Consider the following 20,072-nt stretch of genomic DNA (forward strand, 5'->3'; position numbering starts at 1 on the left):
AATACTAAATTTCTTTGCCACAGATTTCACAGATTACCACAGATTAATTCGTTATGTAATTTTAAAATCTTTTTAATCCTTACAATCTGTGGCAAAAACTCTTTTTAATAATTGCGACAATATATCTTTCTTGCTACTTGTTATAAAAAAAATCATTTTCAGTAGTTCAATCCCTTTTATTTAATAAAAAAAAGCCCGGCCGTTTAAAATAAAAAAAAACATTAAAACAAAAAAAACTGGCCGATAGATCATAAATATTTAAAAAACCGTAAAAAAGTCGTCTTTTAAGGTAATGAAAATTCCTCTCATGAGCATACGCCTCTCTTTCAAAACTACTATTTCCGTAAGCCAAATTTGCATTTTTATACCGAACCAATCGAAAACAATATTCTAACAGATACCAAGAAAAAGAGGAATAATTAATAATTCTAATTGCTGGCGCAAATGAATTTTTTCATGATTAATTAAACTGATATTTGTTCTATCTTCTTGATATTGTACCCCAGCAAATGGGAATACCGCTAATCCACTGTATCCTTTTGGAATTAAATATTTAGAAACAATCAGAAACATTCGCTATAAAATTATAAATTTGTACTACTAAAGTGGTCCTTTTTAATGAAAAAGCGCAATCGTTTGAATCCCAATTTAGCAATTGAACGAAATCGAATGACGCCTGCAATCGCACAATACCAAATATGATGGACCAAAATACTGAAAATAAATTAATAGAAGGGGAAGATTTCTATTACACACCCGAAGGCTATAAATGTTTTACTGAAAAATACCATTTAAAACGGGGTTATTGCTGTAAAAGTGGCTGTCGCCATTGTCCGTATAAAAGCCCGCTAACACCCAAAGGGGAAAAAAGAAGAGATTATGAATAATAAAAGCTTACATTACCATGACTAACTCACCTCACATAACTCCTACCACGATTCCGATTTCAGAAACTAGGACCTCTTTTCAAGAACAAATACAACAAGGAATCCCATCGGTTTTACCAAAACCAAAACCATACGATATGGATATCAATCACGCACCAAAGCGTAAAGAAATCCTTTCGAATGAAGAAAAAAAATTAGCCCTTCGTAATGCTTTGCGTTATTTTGAACCAAAACATCATAATGAGCTAATAAAAGAATTTCGACAAGAATTAGAAATATACGGCCGTATTTATATGTATCGCTTTCGTCCCGATTATGAAATGCGTGCGCGTCCAATAAATGAATATCCTGGAAAAAGCGAACAGGCCAAAGCAATTATGCTGATGATTCAAAACAATCTGGATTACGCCGTGGCACAACATCCGCACGAACTGATAACCTATGGCGGCAATGGAGCTGTATTCCAAAACTGGGCACAGTATTTATTGACGATGCAATACTTATCAGAAATGACCGATGAGCAAACATTGACGATGTATTCCGGGCATCCAATGGGATTATTTCCCTCGCACAAAGAAGCGCCACGAGTTGTAGTAACAAACGGCATGGTAATCCCTAATTATTCTAAACCGGATGATTGGGAAAAAATGAATGCTTTAGGCGTTTCTCAATACGGCCAAATGACCGCCGGAAGTTACATGTATATTGGCCCGCAAGGAATTGTACACGGAACAACTATCACGGTTTTGAATGGTTTTCGTAAAATAAAACGCAGTCCAAAGGGCGGATTATTTGTTACTTCTGGTTTGGGCGGCATGTCTGGCGCACAACCTAAAGCCGGAAATATTGCCGGTTGTATCACCGTTTGTGCCGAAGTAAACCCTAAAATTACACATATTCGCCACAGTCAAGGATGGATTAATGAAGTGATTGATAATATTGATGCGCTGGTAAAAAGAGTCGCTTTGGCGCAAGCCAATAATGAAATTGTGTCCATCGGATATCTTGGAAATGTGGTTGAGGTTTGGGAAAAATTTGACCAGGAAAACATCCATATTGATTTAGGATCAGATCAAACTTCGCTACACAATCCTTGGGCAGGTGGCTATTATCCTGCTGATATTTCCTTTGAAGAAGCCAATGAAATGATGGCATCAACTCCTGATTTATTTAAAACAAAAGTACAAGAAACATTACGACGTCATACGACAGCAATCAATAAACACACTGCCAAAGGAACGTATTTCTTTGATTATGGAAATGCTTTCTTACTGGAAGCTTCCCGTGCCGGTGCAGATGTCATGGCAGAGAATCACATCGATTTCAGATATCCAAGTTATGTACAGGATATCATGGGACCCATGTGTTTTGATTACGGTTTTGGCCCTTTCCGATGGGTTTGTGCTTCGGGAAAACCAGAAGATTTAGCCAAAACAGATGTAATTGCTTGCCAGGTTTTGGAAGAAATGTCCAAAACAGCTCCCGAAGAAATTCAGCAACAAATACAAGACAATATTCATTGGATAAAAGGCGCACAAGAAAACAAATTGGTTGTAGGCTCACAAGCACGAATCCTTTATGCAGATGCTGAAGGACGCGTAAATATTGCCGAAGCTTTTAATCAGGCTATTGCCAAAGGCGAAATAGAAACCGTAATTTTAGGTCGCGATCACCATGATGTTTCCGGCACCGATTCTCCATACAGAGAGACTTCTAACGTTTATGATGGCTCAAGATTTACCGCTGATATGGCGATACAAAACGTCATTGGAGACAGCTTTCGTGGCGCCACTTGGGTATCCATTCACAATGGCGGTGGCGTGGGCTGGGGAGAGGTAATAAACGGCGGATTTGGTATGGTTCTTGATGGTTCAAAGGAAGCGTCAAGACGTTTAGCATCAATGCTTTTCTGGGATGTCAACAACGGAATTTCCAGAAGAAGCTGGGCTAGAAATGAAGGAGCAGTATTTGCTATAAAAAGAGCGATGCAAACACAACCTTTATTGAAAGTAACCATCCCTAATACAGTCGCTGACAATTTATTGGATTTTTAAAAATTTGAACGTATCTTTAATAAACATTTAGTAATCAAAAAAAACAGGTCATGAAAGCAATTAAACTCCTTCTCGCATTTCTACTTTTAGTATTTGCCTCTTGCGCTTCCGTAAAAGTATATTCTGATTATGATAATAATGTCGATTTTACTCCGTACAAAACGTACGCTTTTCATAAAAAAGGCATCGATCGAGTTGAAATATCAGAATTGGACAAAAAAAGAATACTCAATGCCATAGATCGAGAATTAAGTAAAAAAGGAATGACCAAAAGTGAAAATCCAGATTTGCTGATTAATATATTAACTAAAGAAAGAGAACGCATTGACGTAAATCAGTTCAACGCAGGCTGGGGTTACGGATGGGGTTGGGGATGGAATCCTTACTTTTGGGGAGGCCGCAGCAGTTTTGTTTCCTCATCAACGGAAGGGACATTGTATATTGATTTAATTGATGCCAAGAAAAAAGAATTGGTTTGGCAAGGCGAAGGAGTTGGTTATTTGACCGAAACCCGAAGTGAAAAAGAAAAACAAATCAACGAATTTGTGGCAAAAATTCTTGAACAATTTCCGCCCAAAGTAAAATAGTTTACCATCACATTTCAACATAAAAGCCTACCTTTGCGTAGGCTTTTTTTATACCAAATTATGGCACAATTTAACGACATTTCCACATTCGAAGATATTAAATTACTAGTGAATACTTTTTATTCTAAAGTTCAAAAAGACGAATTTATCGGACCCATATTCAACGAGAAAATAGGCAATCGCTGGCCGGAACATTTAGAAAAAATGTATCGCTTTTGGCAAACTATTTTACTTGAAGTGCATTCTTATTCCGGAAGTCCATTTCCACCACACAAACAATTACCGGTCGCCAAAGAACATTTTGACCGCTGGATGCAAATTTTCACTGAAACAACTGACAACTTATTTTCTGGTCCATTAGCCGACGAAGCTAAACTTCGGGCAAAAAATATGGCTGAAATGTTTAATTACAAAATTGACTACTTCCGCAATCTTGAGAAAAGTCAAACGAACAATTCATAGTTTTTAAAGTGGGTTCAATCCAAAATATGTTCCTTTTTGCAAACAGCAACAAATTATTTTATGCGCAATTTATTATTACTTGTCGTTTTACAAGCTTTCCTCATTTCTTGTTCCAATTTAAAGCAAACAGCTGACAACAAGTCAACCCCAAGTTTAAAACTAATCAGTTCCATTGAAATTCCTTTTGAGGAAACGTTTCAAAACACAAAAGTGGGCGGATTGTCCGGAATCGATTATGATGCCAAGAATGATTTGTATTATTTGATCAGTGACGATAGATCCATGTTTAACAATTCAAGATTTTATACGGCAAAAATTCATTTGCTCGAAAATAAAGTTGAACGTATTGATTTCCAAAGTGTCACCACTTTAAAAAATGCAACTGGGAAAGCGTTTGGCAATTGGAATACCATGCCAACTACTTCCGCAGACCCGGAAGACATCCGATTCAATCCAATAACGAACACTTTGGTTTGGAGTAGCGAAGGCGCTCGAGTGCTAACAGCAGATAAGGAAGTTTTACAAGATCCTTCTCTAAATTTCATGAATTTAAAAGGTGATTTTCTAGGCAATGTCACCTTACCGGAAAATTTAAAAATGCAGAAACTGGAAAAAGGTCCGCGAAACAACGGCGCTTTAGAGGGAATTACTTTTGACAAAAACTATAAAAATGTCTATACCAATATTGAAGAACCATTATTTGAAGATGGCGACCAAGCCAATACCAGCGAAGGCGGTTTGATTCGGTTGTATCAATTTGATGTCAAAACAAAAAAGAACACCGCTCAATACGGCTATAAACTGGAACCTATTGCTCGTGAGCCTAATCCGAAAGGGACATTTGGTGTAAATGGCGTTTCGGCAATTCAGTATTATGATAAAAATCAATTACTGGTAGTGGAACGCTCCTATTCTACCGGAACGCAAGCCTGCACGATAAAAGTATTTTTGTGTGACCTGAAAAAAGCAACTAATATAAAAAATTACAGCTCTTTGCAAAATCAAAAATTCGAATTGGCTTCTAAAAAACTGGTCCTTAACATGGATGATTTGGGAATTTTTATTGATAATATCGAAGGACTTACTTTTGGTCCAAAATTGGCAAATGGTAATCAATCTATTATTTTCATTTCAGATAATAATTTTTCAGATAAACAAAAAACGCAGGTTTTGGTGTTTAAGTTGGCGAAGAAGTAAATCCAAAAAATAGCTATCAATCCTCTATCCAGTTCGCCAAAGAACATATTCAGTACCAACAAAAATGAGAATGCACAATGTTTAATTTAGCGGAAGTCAATGAAACATAATTGGAGAATGTTTGAAATTATACTATCTGGAATTCAGATTTGCCTCGGTATTTTAATATGGTTTTTTGTCTATTTAACTTGCAATCAATATTATACTTTTTTGTGGAAAAATCCATTAATGGACCATCATAGCATTGTTCAAATGGCTGTCAGAAAAAATATAACTTTAGTAATTCTATCACTTATTGCTATTTCATCAGCAATACTTTTAATCAAAAACTTATCTCAAGGCTGGGTGATGAGTGTTATAACTTGGATTATGCTTATAATAACATTGATAATTAACTCCTATCGATTAAACCAAAGCAATCCTAATGAGTTAGATTTAATTTCTATATTTATTATAGGAATAATTACATTTGTTTTTATAGCTATTGTATTCGCATTAAATAATATAGAATTCAAACGGAAATACAGCCCAACCATAAAAAACTGGATTTTCATAGCAATTTCTATTGTTGTACTGACAGCTTTAAAATCTTTATAAGCTTAAGCGAGAGTGTGACGAACTGAGCAGACTTTGTGCGCGGAATGTATTGATGAGATTGCTTCGTTCCTCGCAATGACTAAATGGACAAAAATCATCATAAATGTCAAAATCTCTAATTAATCCCCAACTCCTCTAACCCCGATTGCAATGAAAAGCTTTTTGTGAAAGCCGTTTTGATTTTTCTTGTTTATAAAAAGCGACTCCTCTCCCCAACCCTCTCCAAAGGAAAGGGAGAAAAGAGGAATACCCCTTTTTATTTCTCCTGCCGGAACATTAGAAAAACAAACGGGTTTGCAAAAACTTGCAATGAAAAGCGGGAAATCGCTCCTGAAATTCGTACTTTTGCAGTAGAACTACAACGTTTTCGATATGAACTCAACTATAGAAAGCAATCCGTTATTAGACCGATTGCCAAAGCACTTAAAACAATTCATTAAGCCTCAGGATTATAGCGATTATACGCCCATAAATCAAGCGGTTTGGCGTTATGTGATGCGCAAAAATGTAGCTTATTTATCAAAAGTGGCGCATAGTTCCTACCTAGAAGGATTAAAAAAAACAGGAATTGAGATTGATAATATTCCGAGTATGTACGGTATGAACCGCATTCTGACTGAAATAGGCTGGGCGGCGGTTGCGGTAGATGGATTTATTCCGCCCAATGCTTTCATGGAATTTCAGGCCTATAATGTGCTTGTAATTGCTTCTGACATTCGCCAACTTGAACATATAGAATACACGCCCGCACCAGATATTATTCACGAAGGTGCAGGTCATGCTCCCATAATTGCTAATCCGGAATATGCGGAATATTTACGCCGTTTTGGCGAAATAGGCTGTAAAGCGCTCTCTTCACATAAGGATTATGAAATGTATGAAGCCATCCGACTGCTTTCCATCGTAAAAGAAGCTGAGGGAACTCCCCAAGCTGTTATTGATGCTGCCGAAAAAGCGGTAGAAGATTTGCAAAACAATATGGGTGAATTATCAGAAATGGCGCAAATTAGAAACCTGCATTGGTGGACTGTTGAATACGGTCTCATTGGAACCGTAGAAAATCCTAAAATTTATGGTGCCGGTTTGTTATCTTCAATAGGCGAAAGTGCGCACTGCATGACAAACGAGGTAAAGAAAATCCCGTACGACCTATCAGCAGCAAACCAGAGTTTTGACATCACAAAATTGCAACCGCAACTTTATGTCACACCAACATTTGCTTATTTAAACCTAATTTTAGAGGAATTTGCCAATAAAATGGCACTTAGAACGGGCGGTTTATCCGGAATAGAAAAACTGATAGACTCAAATGCTCTGGGAACAATTGAATTGAGTACAGGCTTGCAAATTTCTGGAATTTTCAGTTCCGTAATTGCACACGAAGGCAAGCCTATTTATATACAAACCATCGGAAAAACGGCTTTAGCTTCTCGCCAAAAAGAACTGGTTGGTCATGGAACTTTGACACATCCTGAGGGTTTTGGAAGTCCTATTGGGAAGCTGGAAGGAATCAATCTGGCAATTGAAGACATGAGTCCAAAAGATTTGAATGCCTACGATATATTGGAATCGAAAACGGTCAAACTGGAGTTTGAAGGTGGCATCACTGTTGAAGGTGAAATCATAACCGGCTCCAGAAACTTACAAGGCGAAATTATTTTGATTCGCTTTAAAAACTGTACTGTGTCACACGGAGAAACGATTTTGTTTCAACCAGAATGGGGCATTTATGATATGGCTGTGGGTAAAAAAGTGATTTCGGCTTTTTCAGGCCCTGCAGATGTGAATAGTTTTGATTTGATTTCGCATCTTCCCGCGAGCAAAACCATTAAAGCGAAACATACCGCAGAACGTGATGATTTAGAGGTTTTGTACCAAACTGTTAGAAATAGTAGAGAAACCAGGGATACAGAAACTCCCTTGAAGCCTATATTCGAAAATTTACGAACCAATCACCCAAAGGATTGGTTACTAGCTGTTGAAATCACAGAGCTGCTAAAAGAAAGAAATGAAATTAAATTATTACAGGAAATATTGGTTTATCTCGATCAATTAAAACAAAAAAGACCTGAAGTAGCGCATTTGATTACTGGTGGTTTGGATTTAATCTTTGACAAAGAGAAAGCTTAGTTTTCCAATTTAGGTTTGTCAAATCGAGCGCAGTCGAGATTTTTCAATAGGCTTAAACAGCTATAAAAATGGTTTCGACTGCGCTCAACCTGACAAAAAAACTATTATAATTTTATTTTTTGTCCAAAATCTTTTTCGCTTTCGATTACTTTTCCTTCGTATTGTAATTTCCAGCCCATTGAATTACTCAAAATTAATATTTTGGACAATTCGCTGATTAATCGGTTTTGAGCATTGGTTTTCAGTGAAGACTTTTCTATTTTCTTGGCGAGATTTGCTTTGACCGATTTATTGATCTTATTATAATCATCTCCCGTAAACGGATTCAGCTTGCTTTGTTCTACGTTATAAAACTGAATATCTGGACTTATTTTTATTTCTTCTTTTGGAATACTGACAATAGTGATGGTTTTATTTTTTTCATCTATTTCATATTTCATTTGGCGCAAATCATAAGCAACTGTAACATCAGCATTGACTATTACCAATGCTTTTTTCTCAAAAGAAAGCATATCCAACAAATATTTTTGCTGATTTTTATAGGTAATCACTTCGGAGAAATGACCTTCAGTAACTACTAATTTTCCAACATTTAGAATTTGTTGCTGAATGAGATTTGTGTTGTACTGGATATCTTCATCGTCGTTTTTCTTAAAATCGCAGTATTTGAATAATAAAAATATTCCCCCGATAACTACTATTGCAATACCTATTCTTCTTAACATAATTAAAATTTCATAAATGAATATTCTGATTCCAATTTAGTGATTTTTTCTCTGACTTTAGACTCAAATTTTAAATGACTTTCAGATTTCGGATTAAAAGGCTTGTGCGAAAGACTTTTTTGAATAGTTGAAACTTCATCCATTGTAGCAAAAGCAGTTTCAGAAATTGTAGTTTCCTTGAAACGTTTCCAAATATAATCGATTGCCACTGGATTGGGATGCAACATATCTTCAGTATAAAAACGGTAATCTCGAAGTTCATCCATCATGATTTCGTAGCTGGGAAAGTAATTTATAGTCGAAAGTCGAAAATCAAAAGTCCCATGAAGCGCACTAATTATATTGGCTTTGCTCCATTGATTTTCGACAAAACCATCTTTGATGTGACGCACTGGAGAAACGGTAAAAATAATGGTGCAACTAGGATTTACAACATGAATTAATTTCAGTGTCTTTACTATACTTTCTTCTATTTCTTCAACAGAAAGTAATTCTTTCTGAAACAGCTTTTGCGGTACTTTATGACAATTAGCCACAACACAATTGCTTTCTATATTTCGATATACCCACGAAGTTCCGTAAGTAATAATAATATGGGAAACATGCTGCAATTGCAGTTTTGTAGCTATCAGCATTGCATTTAAAGATGCTAACAATTCCTCTTTACTAGAACTGCTTAAATCCGAATGCACATCAAAACAATGCCAGCGTTCGTTGTAAAAAAAAATGTCGCTTTCTGTAAATTGCTTTCCGGAAACAGCAAAATCAACTAGTTTTTCAATCGCTATAGGATGAAACAAAATGCCAAATGGATTACAACTATTTTGAAATTTAAAATAGTCCAGTTTCTGCGCCATATTTACCGCAAAACAAGAACCTAAAGAAATAATTTTAGAAGTATAATCAATAGGAAACTTACTTTTAGGAATGGGAACTTGGGTTCTGAAATTCATATTTATTTCTCGCAAAGCCGCATAGGTTAAAGGTTATTTACAATTCTTGTAATTCCTGTTTTAATTGGTGGTTCGTTGAAATTAATTAACAAGCCAAATTTCATTCCTGTAATTTTCAGTTACGTTTAAAGTTGTATTGGATGAACATTAGCAATTTGTTCAACTGATTTTATTTCTAAAATAACTTTATTTTCTATGATCAAGCCAGTTCTGAATCCAATATCTAATTTTACTTAATCCCAGACAACGGGAAGTGGTTTTTGACTTTCAACTAGTAGTCCTCTTTTCGTTAACTCATAAAACAAAACAACTTCATAAACTGATTCTAATAACCCTGGACCAAACTTAATGTGCATCTTTTAACAAACATCAATAACAATTTTTGAAATCTCGTTTTCAGTCATTTTTTTATTTCTCGCCAATATATTAAAAAAATTACGATATAATTACTTTACAAACTCAATTGCTTTTTCTAAAGCTTGCTGAATTCCTGCGACATTCTTCCCTCCTGCTGTTGCAAAAAATGGTTGTCCTCCGCCTCCACCTTGGATAAATTTACCCAATTCACGAACCACTTGTCCTGCATTTAGGTTTTTCTCCGCAACTAATTCTTTAGAAATATAACAGGTCAACATTGGTTTTTCTCCAGAAGCTTCGGGATTCACTGTAGCCAAAACTAGAAACAAGTTATTTCCTAAATTTCCTAATTCGTACGCCAAATCTTTTGCTCCCTCCGGATTCAAATCGACTTGTTTTGCCAAGAATTGAACGCCATTAATTTCCTGTATCTCAGCGATTAAACTCACTTTAATATTTTTGACTTTATCTTTTACCAAAAACTCAATTTGCTTAGTCAATTTGACATTTTCTTCTTGCATCGAATGAACGGCTTTCAGAATATCCTGAGGATTTTTTAAGGCTATTTTTACTTCATTCAATGTGCTTTCATGCGAAGCAAAATGTGCTTTTACCGCATCACTTGTAATCGCTTCTACACGACGAATTCCTGCAGCAACCGCTCCTTCTGAAACGATTTTGAAATGCCAGATTTCAGCTGTATTTTTCACGTGGATTCCACCGCATAATTCCATGCTTTCGCCAAATTTGATTGCCCGAACCTCATCTCCATATTTCTCTCCAAAAAGTGCCATCGCTCCTTCTTGAACTGCTTGCGCAAAAGGAATATTTCTTCTTTCAATTAGTGGTAATTGCTCTTGAATTCTTGCATTTACAAAATCTTCCACTTGCTGCAATTCGGTTTCCGTCATTTTAGCAAAATGAGAAAAGTCAAAACGCAAGTAGTTTGGATTTACTAGCGAACCTTTTTGTTCTACGTGTGTTCCAAGAATACTTCTCAAGGCTTGGTGCATTAGATGTGTCGCCGAGTGATTTCTGGAAGACAAACTTCTCAAATCTTGATTTACTTTGGCTACAAAACCAGCATTTATATTTTCCGGTAATTTTTTTGCAAGATGTAAAATCAGGTTGTTTTCTTTTTTCGTATCGATGATTTCGATAGTTTCATTTGCAGACCCGAGCGTTAGCGAACTGGCGGAGCAAACTAACGTTCCTTTATCACCCACTTGTCCTCCACCCTCTGGATAGAACGGGGTCTTGTCTAAAACGATTTGGTATAAAACACCATCTTTTTTACTGTCTACTTTACGAATGCGAGTGATTTTTACGTCACTTTCTGATTGGTCGTAGCCTACGAATGTTTCTACATTTCCTGGGACTAATAGCAACCAGTCTTCGGTAGAAACTTCCGATGCCGCACGGGAACGTTTTTTTTGTTCTTGCATGGCGGCGTTAAAACCAGCTTCGTCCAGTTCGAATCCTTTTTCTCGAAGAATTAATGCGGTCAAGTCAATTGGAAATCCAAACGTATCATACAATTCAAACGCTTTTATTCCAGAAACTGTTGAACCTTTAGTTTCGGCAACCACATTTTCTAATAATTGCAATCCTTGGTCTAATGTTCTCAAGAACGATACTTCTTCTTCCCGAATTACATTCGTAACCAATTGTTGTTGCGATTTGATTTCCGGAAAAAACTCTCCCATTTGATTCGCTAAAACAGTAACTAATTGATTGATGAACGGTTCTTTTATATTAAGAAACGTAAATCCGTACCGAATGGCACGACGCAAAATTCTACGAATTACGTAACCAGCACCTGTGTTTGATGGCAATTGTCCATCGGCAATAGCAAATGCAACCGCACGAACGTGATCGACTACTACCCGAATAGCGATATTTATTTTTTCCTCATCTGCATTCGGTACGGACAAGTCTCGACTTGTACCTACGGAATTTGATGTGTATTTTAATCCTGTAATTTGCTCTACTTTTTCGATAAGTGGCATAAACACATCCGTATCATAATTGGATGTTTTTCCTTGTAATGCCATACACAAACGCTCAAATCCCATTCCGGTATCAACGTGTTTTGCTGGCAATTTTTCCAGAGAACCATCGGCTTTACGGTTGAACTCCATGAATACATTGTTCCAGATTTCCACTACTTGGGGATGATCATTGTTAACCAAACTTTTTCCTGAAACTAAGGCTTTTTCTGCTGCAGAACGAATGTCAACGTGAATTTCTGAACACGGCCCGCAAGGTCCTTGGTCTCCCATTTCCCAGAAATTGTCTTTCTTGTTTCCAAGAATGATACGGTCTTCGTCAATTAATGCCGCCCAAATATCCCAAGCTTCCTGATCGAATGGTACGTTTTCAATTGGATTACCTTCAAAAACGGATACGTATAAGTTTTCTTTTGGAATTTTATAGACTTCTGTCAAAAGTTCCCATGCCCAGTTGATAGCTTCTTTCTTGAAATAATCTCCAAAAGACCAGTTTCCCAGCATTTCAAACATGGTGTGATGGTAGGTATCAAAACCTACATCTTCCAGATCATTATGTTTTCCTGAAACACGAAGGCATTTTTGCGTATCAGCAATTCTGTTGCTTTTTGGAGTTCCGTTACCTAGAAAATATTCTTTGAACTGGGCCATCCCTGAATTGTTGAACATTAGTGTTGGATCATCCTTGAGAACTATGGGTGCCGATGGAACGATTAAGTGTCCCTTTGATGCGAAAAAATCCAAAAATTGTTTGCGTACGTCTTGTGATTTCATTTTTTTATTTAAATATTTAAAGATTCAAAAATTTAAAGATTAGTTAGAATTGAATTTTTCAATCTTTTAATCATTAAATCTTTTAATTTCTTTTGCCCCAGATAGTAGTGAAAAGCTTCGAGATTTATACATTTATTTTTTCTTGAGGTGGCAGAGCAACCGAAGGAAGCTCCTGCTAGCTCATTAGAAAAAAAATTTATAAACGAGAACTTGCAACAAATAGCTGGAATAGGCACATTATTTTATTTATTATTGAAAAAAGGGTGTAACAAATGAAACATTTCTTAAATTTGTTCGTCTAACCTTTTACAGTGTGCAAAAATAGGGTATTTTAAAATATGTCGAAAGTAAAATATTATTACGATTCTGAAAATTTAGCGTACAGGAAAATAAAAACTCGAAAAAGAAGAAAATTTGGTGTTATCATTCTGTTTTTGCTGGCCTCGATATTATTTGGTTTTTTGAGTTTTATTGTATTATTGAACACCCCTTATTTTGAAACGCCTAAAGATCGGTTGCAGGCTCGCGAAATTGAAAATTTAAGATTGAATTATGCGATTTTAAATAAAAAAATGGATCAGGTAAATAGCGTAGTTGAGGCTCTTGAAGAGAGAGATAATAATTTGTATCGGGTATATTTCAATAAAACAGCAATTCCTGACTCTGTCCGGAAAGCGGGATTACCGGGAATAAACAGGTATAAAGTACTAGAGGGATATGACAATTCCCAGTTGGTACTGAATACCACCAAAAGAATTGATGTATTAAGTAAGGAACTCGCCATTCAATCCAAATCACTGGATGTCATTTTGAAAATGGCAGATGCTAAAAGTGATTTTTTGTCTGCCATTCCTGCCATTCAGCCAGTGCGAAATGAAAATTTAAAACGACTGGCATCTGGTTTTGGTTATCGAACAGATCCGTTTACAAAAGTAAGAAAAATGCATGAGGGAATGGACTTTACCGCCAAAACAGGAACTCCAATTTATGCCACTGGAGACGGAATTGTAATAACCGCCGACAATAGGGCCTCTGGATATGGAAATCATATTGTAATTCGGCATGGATTTGGATACGTAACATTATACGCGCATTTAAGTAAATATAAAATACGAGCTGGACAGCGTGTAAAACGCGGAGATGTAATAGGATATGTGGGAAGTACCGGAAGATCTGAAGCACCGCACTTGCATTATGAAGTTCATAAAGATAACAAAGTGGTAAATCCGCTTAATTTTTATTATGGAAACATTTCGGCAGTAGAGTATGTTGCTATAGCACAATTAGCGAATCAAGAGAATCAATCGCTAGATTAATCCTTTAACAAAGTGTTCAGTATTCAGTCGAAATAGTTTATAAAAGAAGTGTTCAGAAAAGATTAAAATAAAAAATATGCACATTGAACTTTCTAAAGATAAAAGATATTATAGCATTGGCGAAGTAGCCAAAGCATTTGACGTGAACGCCTCGCTGATACGTTTTTGGGACAATGAATTTGATATTTTGAAACCAAAAAAAAATGCCAAGGGCAATCGCATGTTTACACCCGAGGATATCACTAATTTGCAATTGATTTATCATTTAGTCAAGGAAAGAGGTTTTACGCTGGAAGGGGCTAAAACCCATTTGAAGGAAGGACAAAAGAAGGCTTTGGATAATTTTGAAATAATCCGGAAATTAGAAACGATACGCACACAATTAACAAATATTAAAAACGAATTGTAATCCCGAGACAAAACAGGGATCCCACTATTTACAATTAAAATTAAACAACAAACATTAAATTAAACAAAGATGAAAAGATTTTTGCCTTGGATTATCGTAGGAGTTATTATTATTGGTATGTACAGCTGGATTAAAGGGATTAATAATACTGCGGTAACAATGAACCAAACAGTAGAACAATCATGGGGAGATGTGCAAACGGCGTACCAAAGAAGAAATGACCTGATTGGAAATCTAGTAAATACTGTAAAAGGTGCTGCTGATTTTGAAAGAAGTACCTTGACTGCTGTTATTGAGGCACGTGCCAAAGCTACCTCAACTACTATTGACCCAACGAACATCACACCGGAAAAATTAGCTGAATTCAACAAAGCACAAAGTGGTGTTAGTAGTTCTTTGTCTCGATTGTTAGTATCAGTAGAGCGCTATCCTGAGCTGAAAGCCAACCAGAATTTCTTGAAATTACAAGATGAATTAGCTAGCACAGAAAATCAAATTCTAACAGCAAGAACACGTTTTAACGAAGCAGTTAAACCTTATAATTCACACATTAAAACGTTTCCAAACAGCTTATTTGCAGGAATGTTTGGATTCAAAGACAAAGCATATTTTACTGCTGTTGAAGGAGCGGATGCACCTGTTGAAGTAAACTTCTAAAATTGGATTATTAAATCTTATATATTTTTATAGGTCAGAATAAATCAAATTTAAATTCAAGAAACAACCTTTTAAAAATTAACGATTTTTGACTTCAGATTTAACATTGCTGAAATCAAAAATCGTTAATCTTAACTCAAAAATATCTCAATGTCAAAAGTAGCAGAATTATTAACCCCGGAAAACGAACAGGAGATTGTTGAAGCTATTCGCATGGCTGAAAAAAACACTTCTGGTGAGATTAGAGTTCACATAGAAAAAACAACTTCCATGGATGCGTATGAACGAGCCAGAGACGTTTTTCATGAACTTAAAATGGATGAAACCGAACTTAAAAATGGTGTTTTAATATATTTAGCTGTTGATGATCACCAATTTGTAATTTGTGGAGACCAAGGCATCAATGATGTTGTTCAAGATGACTTTTGGAATCGTACACGGGATCTAATGGTCGTTCAGTTTAAAACCGGGAATTTCAAGCAAGGACTTATTGACGGAATCACCAGAGCCGGTGAACAATTACAAAGTTATTTTCCTTGGCAAGAGGGAGACACGAATGAATTATCAAACGAAATATCTAAAGGATAATGTTATTACAAAAAAAGAATACCCTAATTTGCCTAAAGTTGTTTGTTTATCTGTTATTTACACAAGTTAGTTTTGCGCAATTAACCATACCTGAAAAACCAACGTTACAAACCTCTGTTTACGATTATGCCAAGGTTTTAAGTGCCACAGAAAAAGCACAATTAGAAGAAAAACTGATTAAATACTCTGACTCTACCACAACGCAAATTGTAGTGATCACTATAGAAAGCCTAAAAGGGGAAGATGTAAGTCAATTAGCTACCCGGTGGGCACAAACTTGGGGAATTGGAGGAACTGCAAAAGAAGACAATGGTGTCATTATTTTACTCTCTAAAACCGAAAGAAAAATTGCAATAAACCCTGGTTATGGTCTAGAAGACAGGCTTACCGCAGGAACTGGTGGAGAAATAATCCGGAATATAATCATTCCAGAATTTAAAAAGGGAACCTATTACAGTGGATTAGACAAAGGAACAGATGCCTTAATTGATGTTTTTAAAGGCAAATACAAAGGTGTTCGCAAACAAACACCAAAAGAAAAAGAATTCCCGATACTGCCTATTATAGTTATCGTGATCGTGATACTGGTATTAATATCCCGAAATAAAGGGGGTGGAAATTCAGGAAATTCCGGTGGCGGAGGTCCAAGTCTACTCGACGTTATTATTTTAAGCAGTCTTGCCGGTGGCAGAGGTGGCGGCGGTTTTGGCGGCGGAGGCTCTTCTGGAGGTGGTTTTGGTGGCGGTTTTGGCGGCGGGGGATTCTCTGGTGGCGGATCAAGTGGTAGTTGGTAGCAATACCGCTTACAGAGATGCGTTTCCAAATTAAGACCTTGCTAACTAAACAATAAGACAGTGATTGATAATCAACTTATAAAAGTAGATTTCTTTTTAAATACCAATAATTTAGCTCATTTTTTTAAAATCTATTTACAGAATAGCAATAATCCAAATTAGTAGCCAAATTAATCAATCAATGATATTACATGCTTTCACATAAAGCCAAATATGCGCTAAAAGCACTGCTGTTTTTAGCGCAACAAGAAGAAACCCATATTTCTCGAACTATCGAAATTGCCGAGGCAGCCTCTATTCCAAAAAAGTTTTTGGAACAGATTCTATTGGATCTTAAACGAGGTCATTTCGTAGGGAGCAAACAAGGGAAATTTGGAGGTTATTATCTTTTAAAATCCAAAAATGACATTACTTTAGCCGATATTCACAGGCTTTTTGATGGTGCAATTGCCCTGCTACCTTGTGCTTCACTGAATTTTTATGAACGTTGTTCTGATTGCGTTAATGAGTCGGAATGCCTACTAAGACACGGATTAATTAGTATTAGAGAAGAAACTTTAAAGGCTATGGAAGGCATCACTATTGCTTCATTGGTAAAAAAATAAAAAAATATTATTTAAACTCTACTAATTTTATAGAATTACTTATATATTTGCCTCGAATTTAAAATATCATTAACAATACAAATTTAAAAATATGAAAACGTACCGAAGTAAGTTTCCTTTTTTGCATAGACGATCCGGCAAAAAACATCTAATTATAAGTACAAAAAAGAACTCTCAAATGATGTGTATGAGTTAGTAAAAAAATTTAAATTAAATTCTACTAATTACATATACTTACTTAACATGAAAATTTATCTAAATAATACCCTTGTAATACTATCCGTTTTAACGTTCTCAATATCATTTGCGCAAAACATTAAAGGTGTAATTACAACAAACCTAAACATACCATTAGAAGCCGCAAATATTGTACTAAAAGAAACAGATTCTAACTCATTTACAGATTCTAGCGGAAAATTTACGATTGACTCGAAAGGAAAATTCCCTTTAACTCTTTTAGTTCAATATGTGGGATATAAAACCTCAGAAATAGAAATTACTTCCTTACCGATATCTACATTACAAATAAATCTTACTGAAGAAAATGTATTGGTCGAGGTGGTCGTTTCTTCAAGACGCCGGATAGAGAAAGTACAAGATGTGCCAATTGCAATCTCCGTAATAACGGGAAAACAGGCAGAACAATCCGGAGCTTTTAACGTTAATCGCATAAAAGAACTTGTCCCATCCGTTCAATTGTATTCATCAAACCCCAGAAATACGGGAATTAATATTCGAAGCTTAGGTTCCCCTTTTGGACTTACAAATGACGGAATCGATCCGGGTGTTGGTTTCTACGTTGATGGCGTTTATTATGCACGTCCAGCTGCAACCACTTTAGATTTTATCGATGTCGAACAAATTGAGGTATTGCGTGGTCCACAAGGATCATTGTTTGGTAAAAACACCACTTCGGGTGCCTTTAACATTACTACACGTAAACCAAGTTTTATTCCAGATGCTACCTTTGAAGTGACCTACGGAAATTACAACTTTTTGCAAGCTAAAGCTTCGGTTACTGGAGCTTTGAGTTCAAAAATCGCCGGTCGAATCTCATTTTCAGGAACGCAACGTGACGGTTTAATCCATAATGTCGTTACTGAAAAACCTACAAACACATTAAACAATCAAGGAATTAGAGGACAATTACTTTATACTCCTTTTGAAAGAACAAATATCATATTAGCTACAGATATCACAATACAACGTCCAGATGGATATGCTCAGGTAGTTGCGGGTGTCGCACCAACAGAAAGAGCGGCTTACCGTCAATTTAATGCTATTATTGCTGATTTGAATTATCAACTGCCAAGTTTAAACGCGTTTGACCGTAAAATTGACCACGATACGCCATGGCGTTCAGGACAAGATATCGGAGGTATTTCTCTTAATATAGATACAAAAATTGGTAATGGAACACTTACGGCAACAACTGCTTGGCGTTTTTGGAATTGGGATCCGTCAAACGATAGGGATTTTACAGGATTACAAGTATTAGCCAAATCGCAAAACCCAACCAGACAGACACAAATAACACAAGAAGTACGTTATGCAGGTCAGCTTACCACAAAATTAAGCGGTGTAGTAGGTTTATTTTTTATTGAACAAACATCACAAACAGATGGTACAGAAGAATCTGGTAATGCACAATGGCGATTTGCGCAAAGTACTACCAGTAATTTATGGAAGACACCTGGCCTATTTGAAGGATATGGGATCAAAACCGATGCCCGCATTAGAGCTTCTAGTGCGGCAGTATTTAGTCAGTTGGACTGGGTAATAACAGAACGTTTACATGTATTACCAGGTTTACGTTATAATTTTGACAAAAAAGACGCTACTTACAACCGTACAACATATGGAGGACTTCAAACGAATGATCCAGACTTAATTGCCTTGAAAAAATTAGTTTATACGGATCAGTCTTTTTTATCTAATACAAATAACACTAATTTTTCTGGAAATATAACCGTTTCTTTTAAAGCAACTGACAAGATTAATGTGTATGCGACTTTTGCAAAAAGCTACAAACCCGTTGGAGTAAACGTAGCTGGATTACCTACTCTTGCCGGGCAACCAATTCTTGAACTTGCAGTAATTAAACCGGAAGAAGTAAATCATTATGAAATTGGAGTAAAAACAGCACCGTTTAAAAACTCAATATTCAATTTTACCTTCTTTAATACCGATATCAAAGATTTTCAAACCAATGTACAGTCCGCTGAATTAGGTGTAAACCGTGGCTATCTTGCCAATGCAGATAAAGTAACGGTAAAAGGGGTAGAATTAGACGCTAGTTTCGTAATCAACAAACATTTAACCATCAATGGAGCAGCGACCTATACAGACGGTAAATATGTCAAATTTACAAATGCACCTCTTCCGTTAGAAGAAACAGGAGCAGCAGTATCCTTTAAAGATGTTTCAGGAACTGCTTTACCTGGTGCTTCAAAATGGGCAGGTTCTTTAGGGGGTGAACTTTCCGATAAAGCAAGATTCTTTGGAAATACAGGAAAAATATTCCTTGGAATCGATTCTTATGCCCGTTCTGAATTCTCTTCTAGTCCATCTGCTTCAAAATATTTAGTCGTTCAGGGTTATGCCTTATTGAATGCTCGTGTAGGTTTCCGGGCAACAGATGGTTTGTCGGTACAATTCTGGGGACGTAACCTTTTAGACAAAGAGTACTACGAACAACTATTACCGGCGGGTGGAAATTCAGGACAATATGCAGGGGTATTAGGCGATCAAAGAACGTACGGTATTACACTTCGTTATTCGTTATAGTAGCACTAAATATAAACAAGCACAACAGCACCAGTAAAACTGAGTTTTGATTGTGCTAGATATGCAAATAAAACTAACCGTATTAATTTTTTTACATTTTTAAACCTTTAATGTTGAACTATTTTGTCCTCTAAAGCAGCATATACTCTGTTTTTTTGTGCGGTATTTGTAATACAAAAAAACT

General features: G+C 36.1%; 17 protein-coding genes and 2 pseudogenes. 14 read left to right on the forward strand and 5 right to left on the reverse strand.

Features of this window, described 5'->3' with window-relative positions:
• Nucleotides 1-256: 256 nt before the first annotated feature.
• A pseudogene (locus tag EKM00_RS10080) lies at nucleotides 257-573 on the reverse strand (hypothetical protein); the annotation flags it as partial.
• Nucleotides 574-698: 125 nt separating this feature from the next.
• On the opposite strand from EKM00_RS10080, the gene EKM00_RS10085 reads away from it, so the two are divergent.
• The 7 genes from EKM00_RS10085 (at nucleotide 699) to EKM00_RS10115 (ending at nucleotide 7,914) form a co-directional block, all read left to right on the forward strand.
• Entirely contained in the window at nucleotides 699-887 is a 189-nt protein-coding gene (locus tag EKM00_RS10085; RefSeq protein ID WP_126455335.1) for a DUF5522 domain-containing protein, read from the forward strand.
• Between the two features lie 17 nt (nucleotides 888-904).
• Nucleotides 905-2,941, forward strand: a complete 2,037-nt coding sequence (locus EKM00_RS10090) for a urocanate hydratase (RefSeq protein WP_126516081.1) — start codon at nucleotides 905-907, stop codon at nucleotides 2,939-2,941.
• Between the two features lie 50 nt (nucleotides 2,942-2,991).
• Nucleotides 2,992-3,528, forward strand: a complete 537-nt coding sequence (locus tag EKM00_RS10095; RefSeq protein ID WP_126516082.1) for a DUF4136 domain-containing protein — start codon at nucleotides 2,992-2,994, stop codon at nucleotides 3,526-3,528.
• Between the two features lie 60 nt (nucleotides 3,529-3,588).
• Nucleotides 3,589-3,990 carry a group III truncated hemoglobin gene (locus tag EKM00_RS10100; RefSeq protein ID WP_126516083.1) on the forward strand — a complete coding sequence of 134 codons (402 nt, stop codon included), beginning with the start codon at nucleotides 3,589-3,591 and terminating at the stop codon, nucleotides 3,988-3,990.
• Between the two features lie 36 nt (nucleotides 3,991-4,026).
• Entirely contained in the window at nucleotides 4,027-5,187 is a 1,161-nt protein-coding gene (locus EKM00_RS10105; protein WP_233592274.1) for an esterase-like activity of phytase family protein, read from the forward strand.
• Nucleotides 5,188-5,286: 99 nt separating this feature from the next.
• A complete protein-coding gene (locus EKM00_RS10110; protein ID WP_158614895.1) occupies nucleotides 5,287-5,784 on the forward strand; it encodes a hypothetical protein in 498 nt (165 codons plus the stop codon).
• Nucleotides 5,785-6,156: 372 nt separating this feature from the next.
• Nucleotides 6,157-7,914 (forward strand): aromatic amino acid hydroxylase, encoded by a 1,758-nt coding sequence (locus EKM00_RS10115; RefSeq protein WP_126516085.1) that lies wholly within the window; start codon nucleotides 6,157-6,159, stop codon nucleotides 7,912-7,914.
• A gap of 104 nt (nucleotides 7,915-8,018) precedes the next feature.
• On the opposite strand, the gene EKM00_RS10120 is transcribed toward EKM00_RS10115, so the two are convergent.
• From EKM00_RS10120 to alaS, 4 genes and pseudogenes are all read right to left on the reverse strand, one after another.
• A complete protein-coding gene (locus tag EKM00_RS10120) occupies nucleotides 8,019-8,639 on the reverse strand; it encodes a DUF4230 domain-containing protein (protein WP_126455347.1) in 621 nt (206 codons plus the stop codon).
• Nucleotides 8,640-8,641: 2 nt separating this feature from the next.
• Nucleotides 8,642-9,592, reverse strand: coding sequence for a GSCFA domain-containing protein (locus EKM00_RS10125; RefSeq protein ID WP_126455349.1), 951 nt, complete (start codon nucleotides 9,590-9,592; stop codon nucleotides 8,642-8,644).
• 125 nt (nucleotides 9,593-9,717) lie between these two features.
• Nucleotides 9,718-9,948: pseudogene (locus tag EKM00_RS10130) on the reverse strand (GxxExxY protein).
• A gap of 90 nt (nucleotides 9,949-10,038) precedes the next feature.
• A complete protein-coding gene (gene alaS / locus EKM00_RS10135) occupies nucleotides 10,039-12,732 on the reverse strand; it encodes an alanine--tRNA ligase (protein ID WP_126516086.1) in 2,694 nt (897 codons plus the stop codon).
• 338 nt (nucleotides 12,733-13,070) lie between these two features.
• Here alaS and EKM00_RS10140 point away from each other — a divergent pair, with 338 nt between their 5' ends.
• The 7 genes from EKM00_RS10140 to EKM00_RS10170 all read left to right on the forward strand — a co-directional run bounded on the left by EKM00_RS10140 (nucleotide 13,071) and on the right by EKM00_RS10170 (nucleotide 19,888).
• On the forward strand, nucleotides 13,071-14,048 hold the full coding sequence (locus tag EKM00_RS10140; RefSeq protein WP_126455353.1) for a M23 family metallopeptidase: 978 nt from the start codon (nucleotides 13,071-13,073) through the stop codon (nucleotides 14,046-14,048).
• A 76-nt stretch (nucleotides 14,049-14,124) separates the two neighbouring features.
• The gene (locus tag EKM00_RS10145; RefSeq protein ID WP_126455355.1) at nucleotides 14,125-14,457 is read left to right on the forward strand and encodes a MerR family transcriptional regulator; all 333 of its coding nucleotides are present in this window, start codon (nucleotides 14,125-14,127) and stop codon (nucleotides 14,455-14,457) included.
• 69 nt (nucleotides 14,458-14,526) lie between these two features.
• On the forward strand, nucleotides 14,527-15,114 hold the full coding sequence (locus EKM00_RS10150) for a LemA family protein (RefSeq protein ID WP_126455357.1): 588 nt from the start codon (nucleotides 14,527-14,529) through the stop codon (nucleotides 15,112-15,114).
• 150 nt (nucleotides 15,115-15,264) lie between these two features.
• Entirely contained in the window at nucleotides 15,265-15,702 is a 438-nt protein-coding gene (locus EKM00_RS10155) for a TPM domain-containing protein (RefSeq protein ID WP_126516087.1), read from the forward strand.
• On the forward strand, nucleotides 15,702-16,496 hold the full coding sequence (locus EKM00_RS10160) for a TPM domain-containing protein (RefSeq protein WP_126455361.1): 795 nt from the start codon (nucleotides 15,702-15,704) through the stop codon (nucleotides 16,494-16,496). The genes EKM00_RS10155 and EKM00_RS10160 overlap by 1 nt, the downstream gene beginning before the upstream one ends.
• Before the next feature lie 191 nt (nucleotides 16,497-16,687).
• Entirely contained in the window at nucleotides 16,688-17,101 is a 414-nt protein-coding gene (locus tag EKM00_RS10165) for an RrF2 family transcriptional regulator (RefSeq protein WP_126455363.1), read from the forward strand.
• Between the two features lie 243 nt (nucleotides 17,102-17,344).
• On the forward strand, nucleotides 17,345-19,888 hold the full coding sequence (locus EKM00_RS10170; RefSeq protein ID WP_126516088.1) for a TonB-dependent receptor: 2,544 nt from the start codon (nucleotides 17,345-17,347) through the stop codon (nucleotides 19,886-19,888).
• The last annotated feature ends 184 nt before the right edge of the window (nucleotides 19,889-20,072 follow it).

It is taken from the genome of Flavobacterium sp. RSP15 (assembly GCF_003968755.1).
In the GTDB taxonomy this organism is placed as follows: domain Bacteria; phylum Bacteroidota; class Bacteroidia; order Flavobacteriales; family Flavobacteriaceae; genus Flavobacterium.

Excerpts from the sequence above, each read along its gene's own strand:
- EKM00_RS10165 (WP_126455363.1), top strand. The coding sequence starts at position 16,688 with ATGCTTTCACATAAAGCCAAATATGCGCTAAAAGCACTGCTGTTTTTA.
- EKM00_RS10160 (WP_126455361.1), top strand. The coding sequence starts at position 15,702 with ATGTTATTACAAAAAAAGAATACCCTAATTTGCCTAAAGTTGTTTGTT.
- EKM00_RS10125 (WP_126455349.1), bottom strand. The coding sequence starts at position 9,592 with ATGAATTTCAGAACCCAAGTTCCCATTCCTAAAAGTAAGTTTCCTATT.
- EKM00_RS10155 (WP_126516087.1), top strand. The coding sequence starts at position 15,265 with ATGTCAAAAGTAGCAGAATTATTAACCCCGGAAAACGAACAGGAGATT.
- EKM00_RS10085 (WP_126455335.1), top strand. The coding sequence starts at position 699 with ATGATGGACCAAAATACTGAAAATAAATTAATAGAAGGGGAAGATTTC.
- EKM00_RS10170 (WP_126516088.1), top strand. The coding sequence starts at position 17,345 with ATGAAAATTTATCTAAATAATACCCTTGTAATACTATCCGTTTTAACG.
- EKM00_RS10090 (WP_126516081.1), top strand. The coding sequence starts at position 905 with ATGACTAACTCACCTCACATAACTCCTACCACGATTCCGATTTCAGAA.
- EKM00_RS10095 (WP_126516082.1), top strand. The coding sequence starts at position 2,992 with ATGAAAGCAATTAAACTCCTTCTCGCATTTCTACTTTTAGTATTTGCC.
- EKM00_RS10150 (WP_126455357.1), top strand. The coding sequence starts at position 14,527 with ATGAAAAGATTTTTGCCTTGGATTATCGTAGGAGTTATTATTATTGGT.
- EKM00_RS10115 (WP_126516085.1), top strand. The coding sequence starts at position 6,157 with ATGAACTCAACTATAGAAAGCAATCCGTTATTAGACCGATTGCCAAAG.
- EKM00_RS10140 (WP_126455353.1), top strand. The coding sequence starts at position 13,071 with ATGTCGAAAGTAAAATATTATTACGATTCTGAAAATTTAGCGTACAGG.
- EKM00_RS10120 (WP_126455347.1), bottom strand. The coding sequence starts at position 8,639 with ATGTTAAGAAGAATAGGTATTGCAATAGTAGTTATCGGGGGAATATTT.
- alaS (WP_126516086.1), bottom strand. The coding sequence starts at position 12,732 with ATGAAATCACAAGACGTACGCAAACAATTTTTGGATTTTTTCGCATCA.
- EKM00_RS10110 (WP_158614895.1), top strand. The coding sequence starts at position 5,287 with ATGAAACATAATTGGAGAATGTTTGAAATTATACTATCTGGAATTCAG.
- EKM00_RS10145 (WP_126455355.1), top strand. The coding sequence starts at position 14,125 with ATGCACATTGAACTTTCTAAAGATAAAAGATATTATAGCATTGGCGAA.
- EKM00_RS10100 (WP_126516083.1), top strand. The coding sequence starts at position 3,589 with ATGGCACAATTTAACGACATTTCCACATTCGAAGATATTAAATTACTA.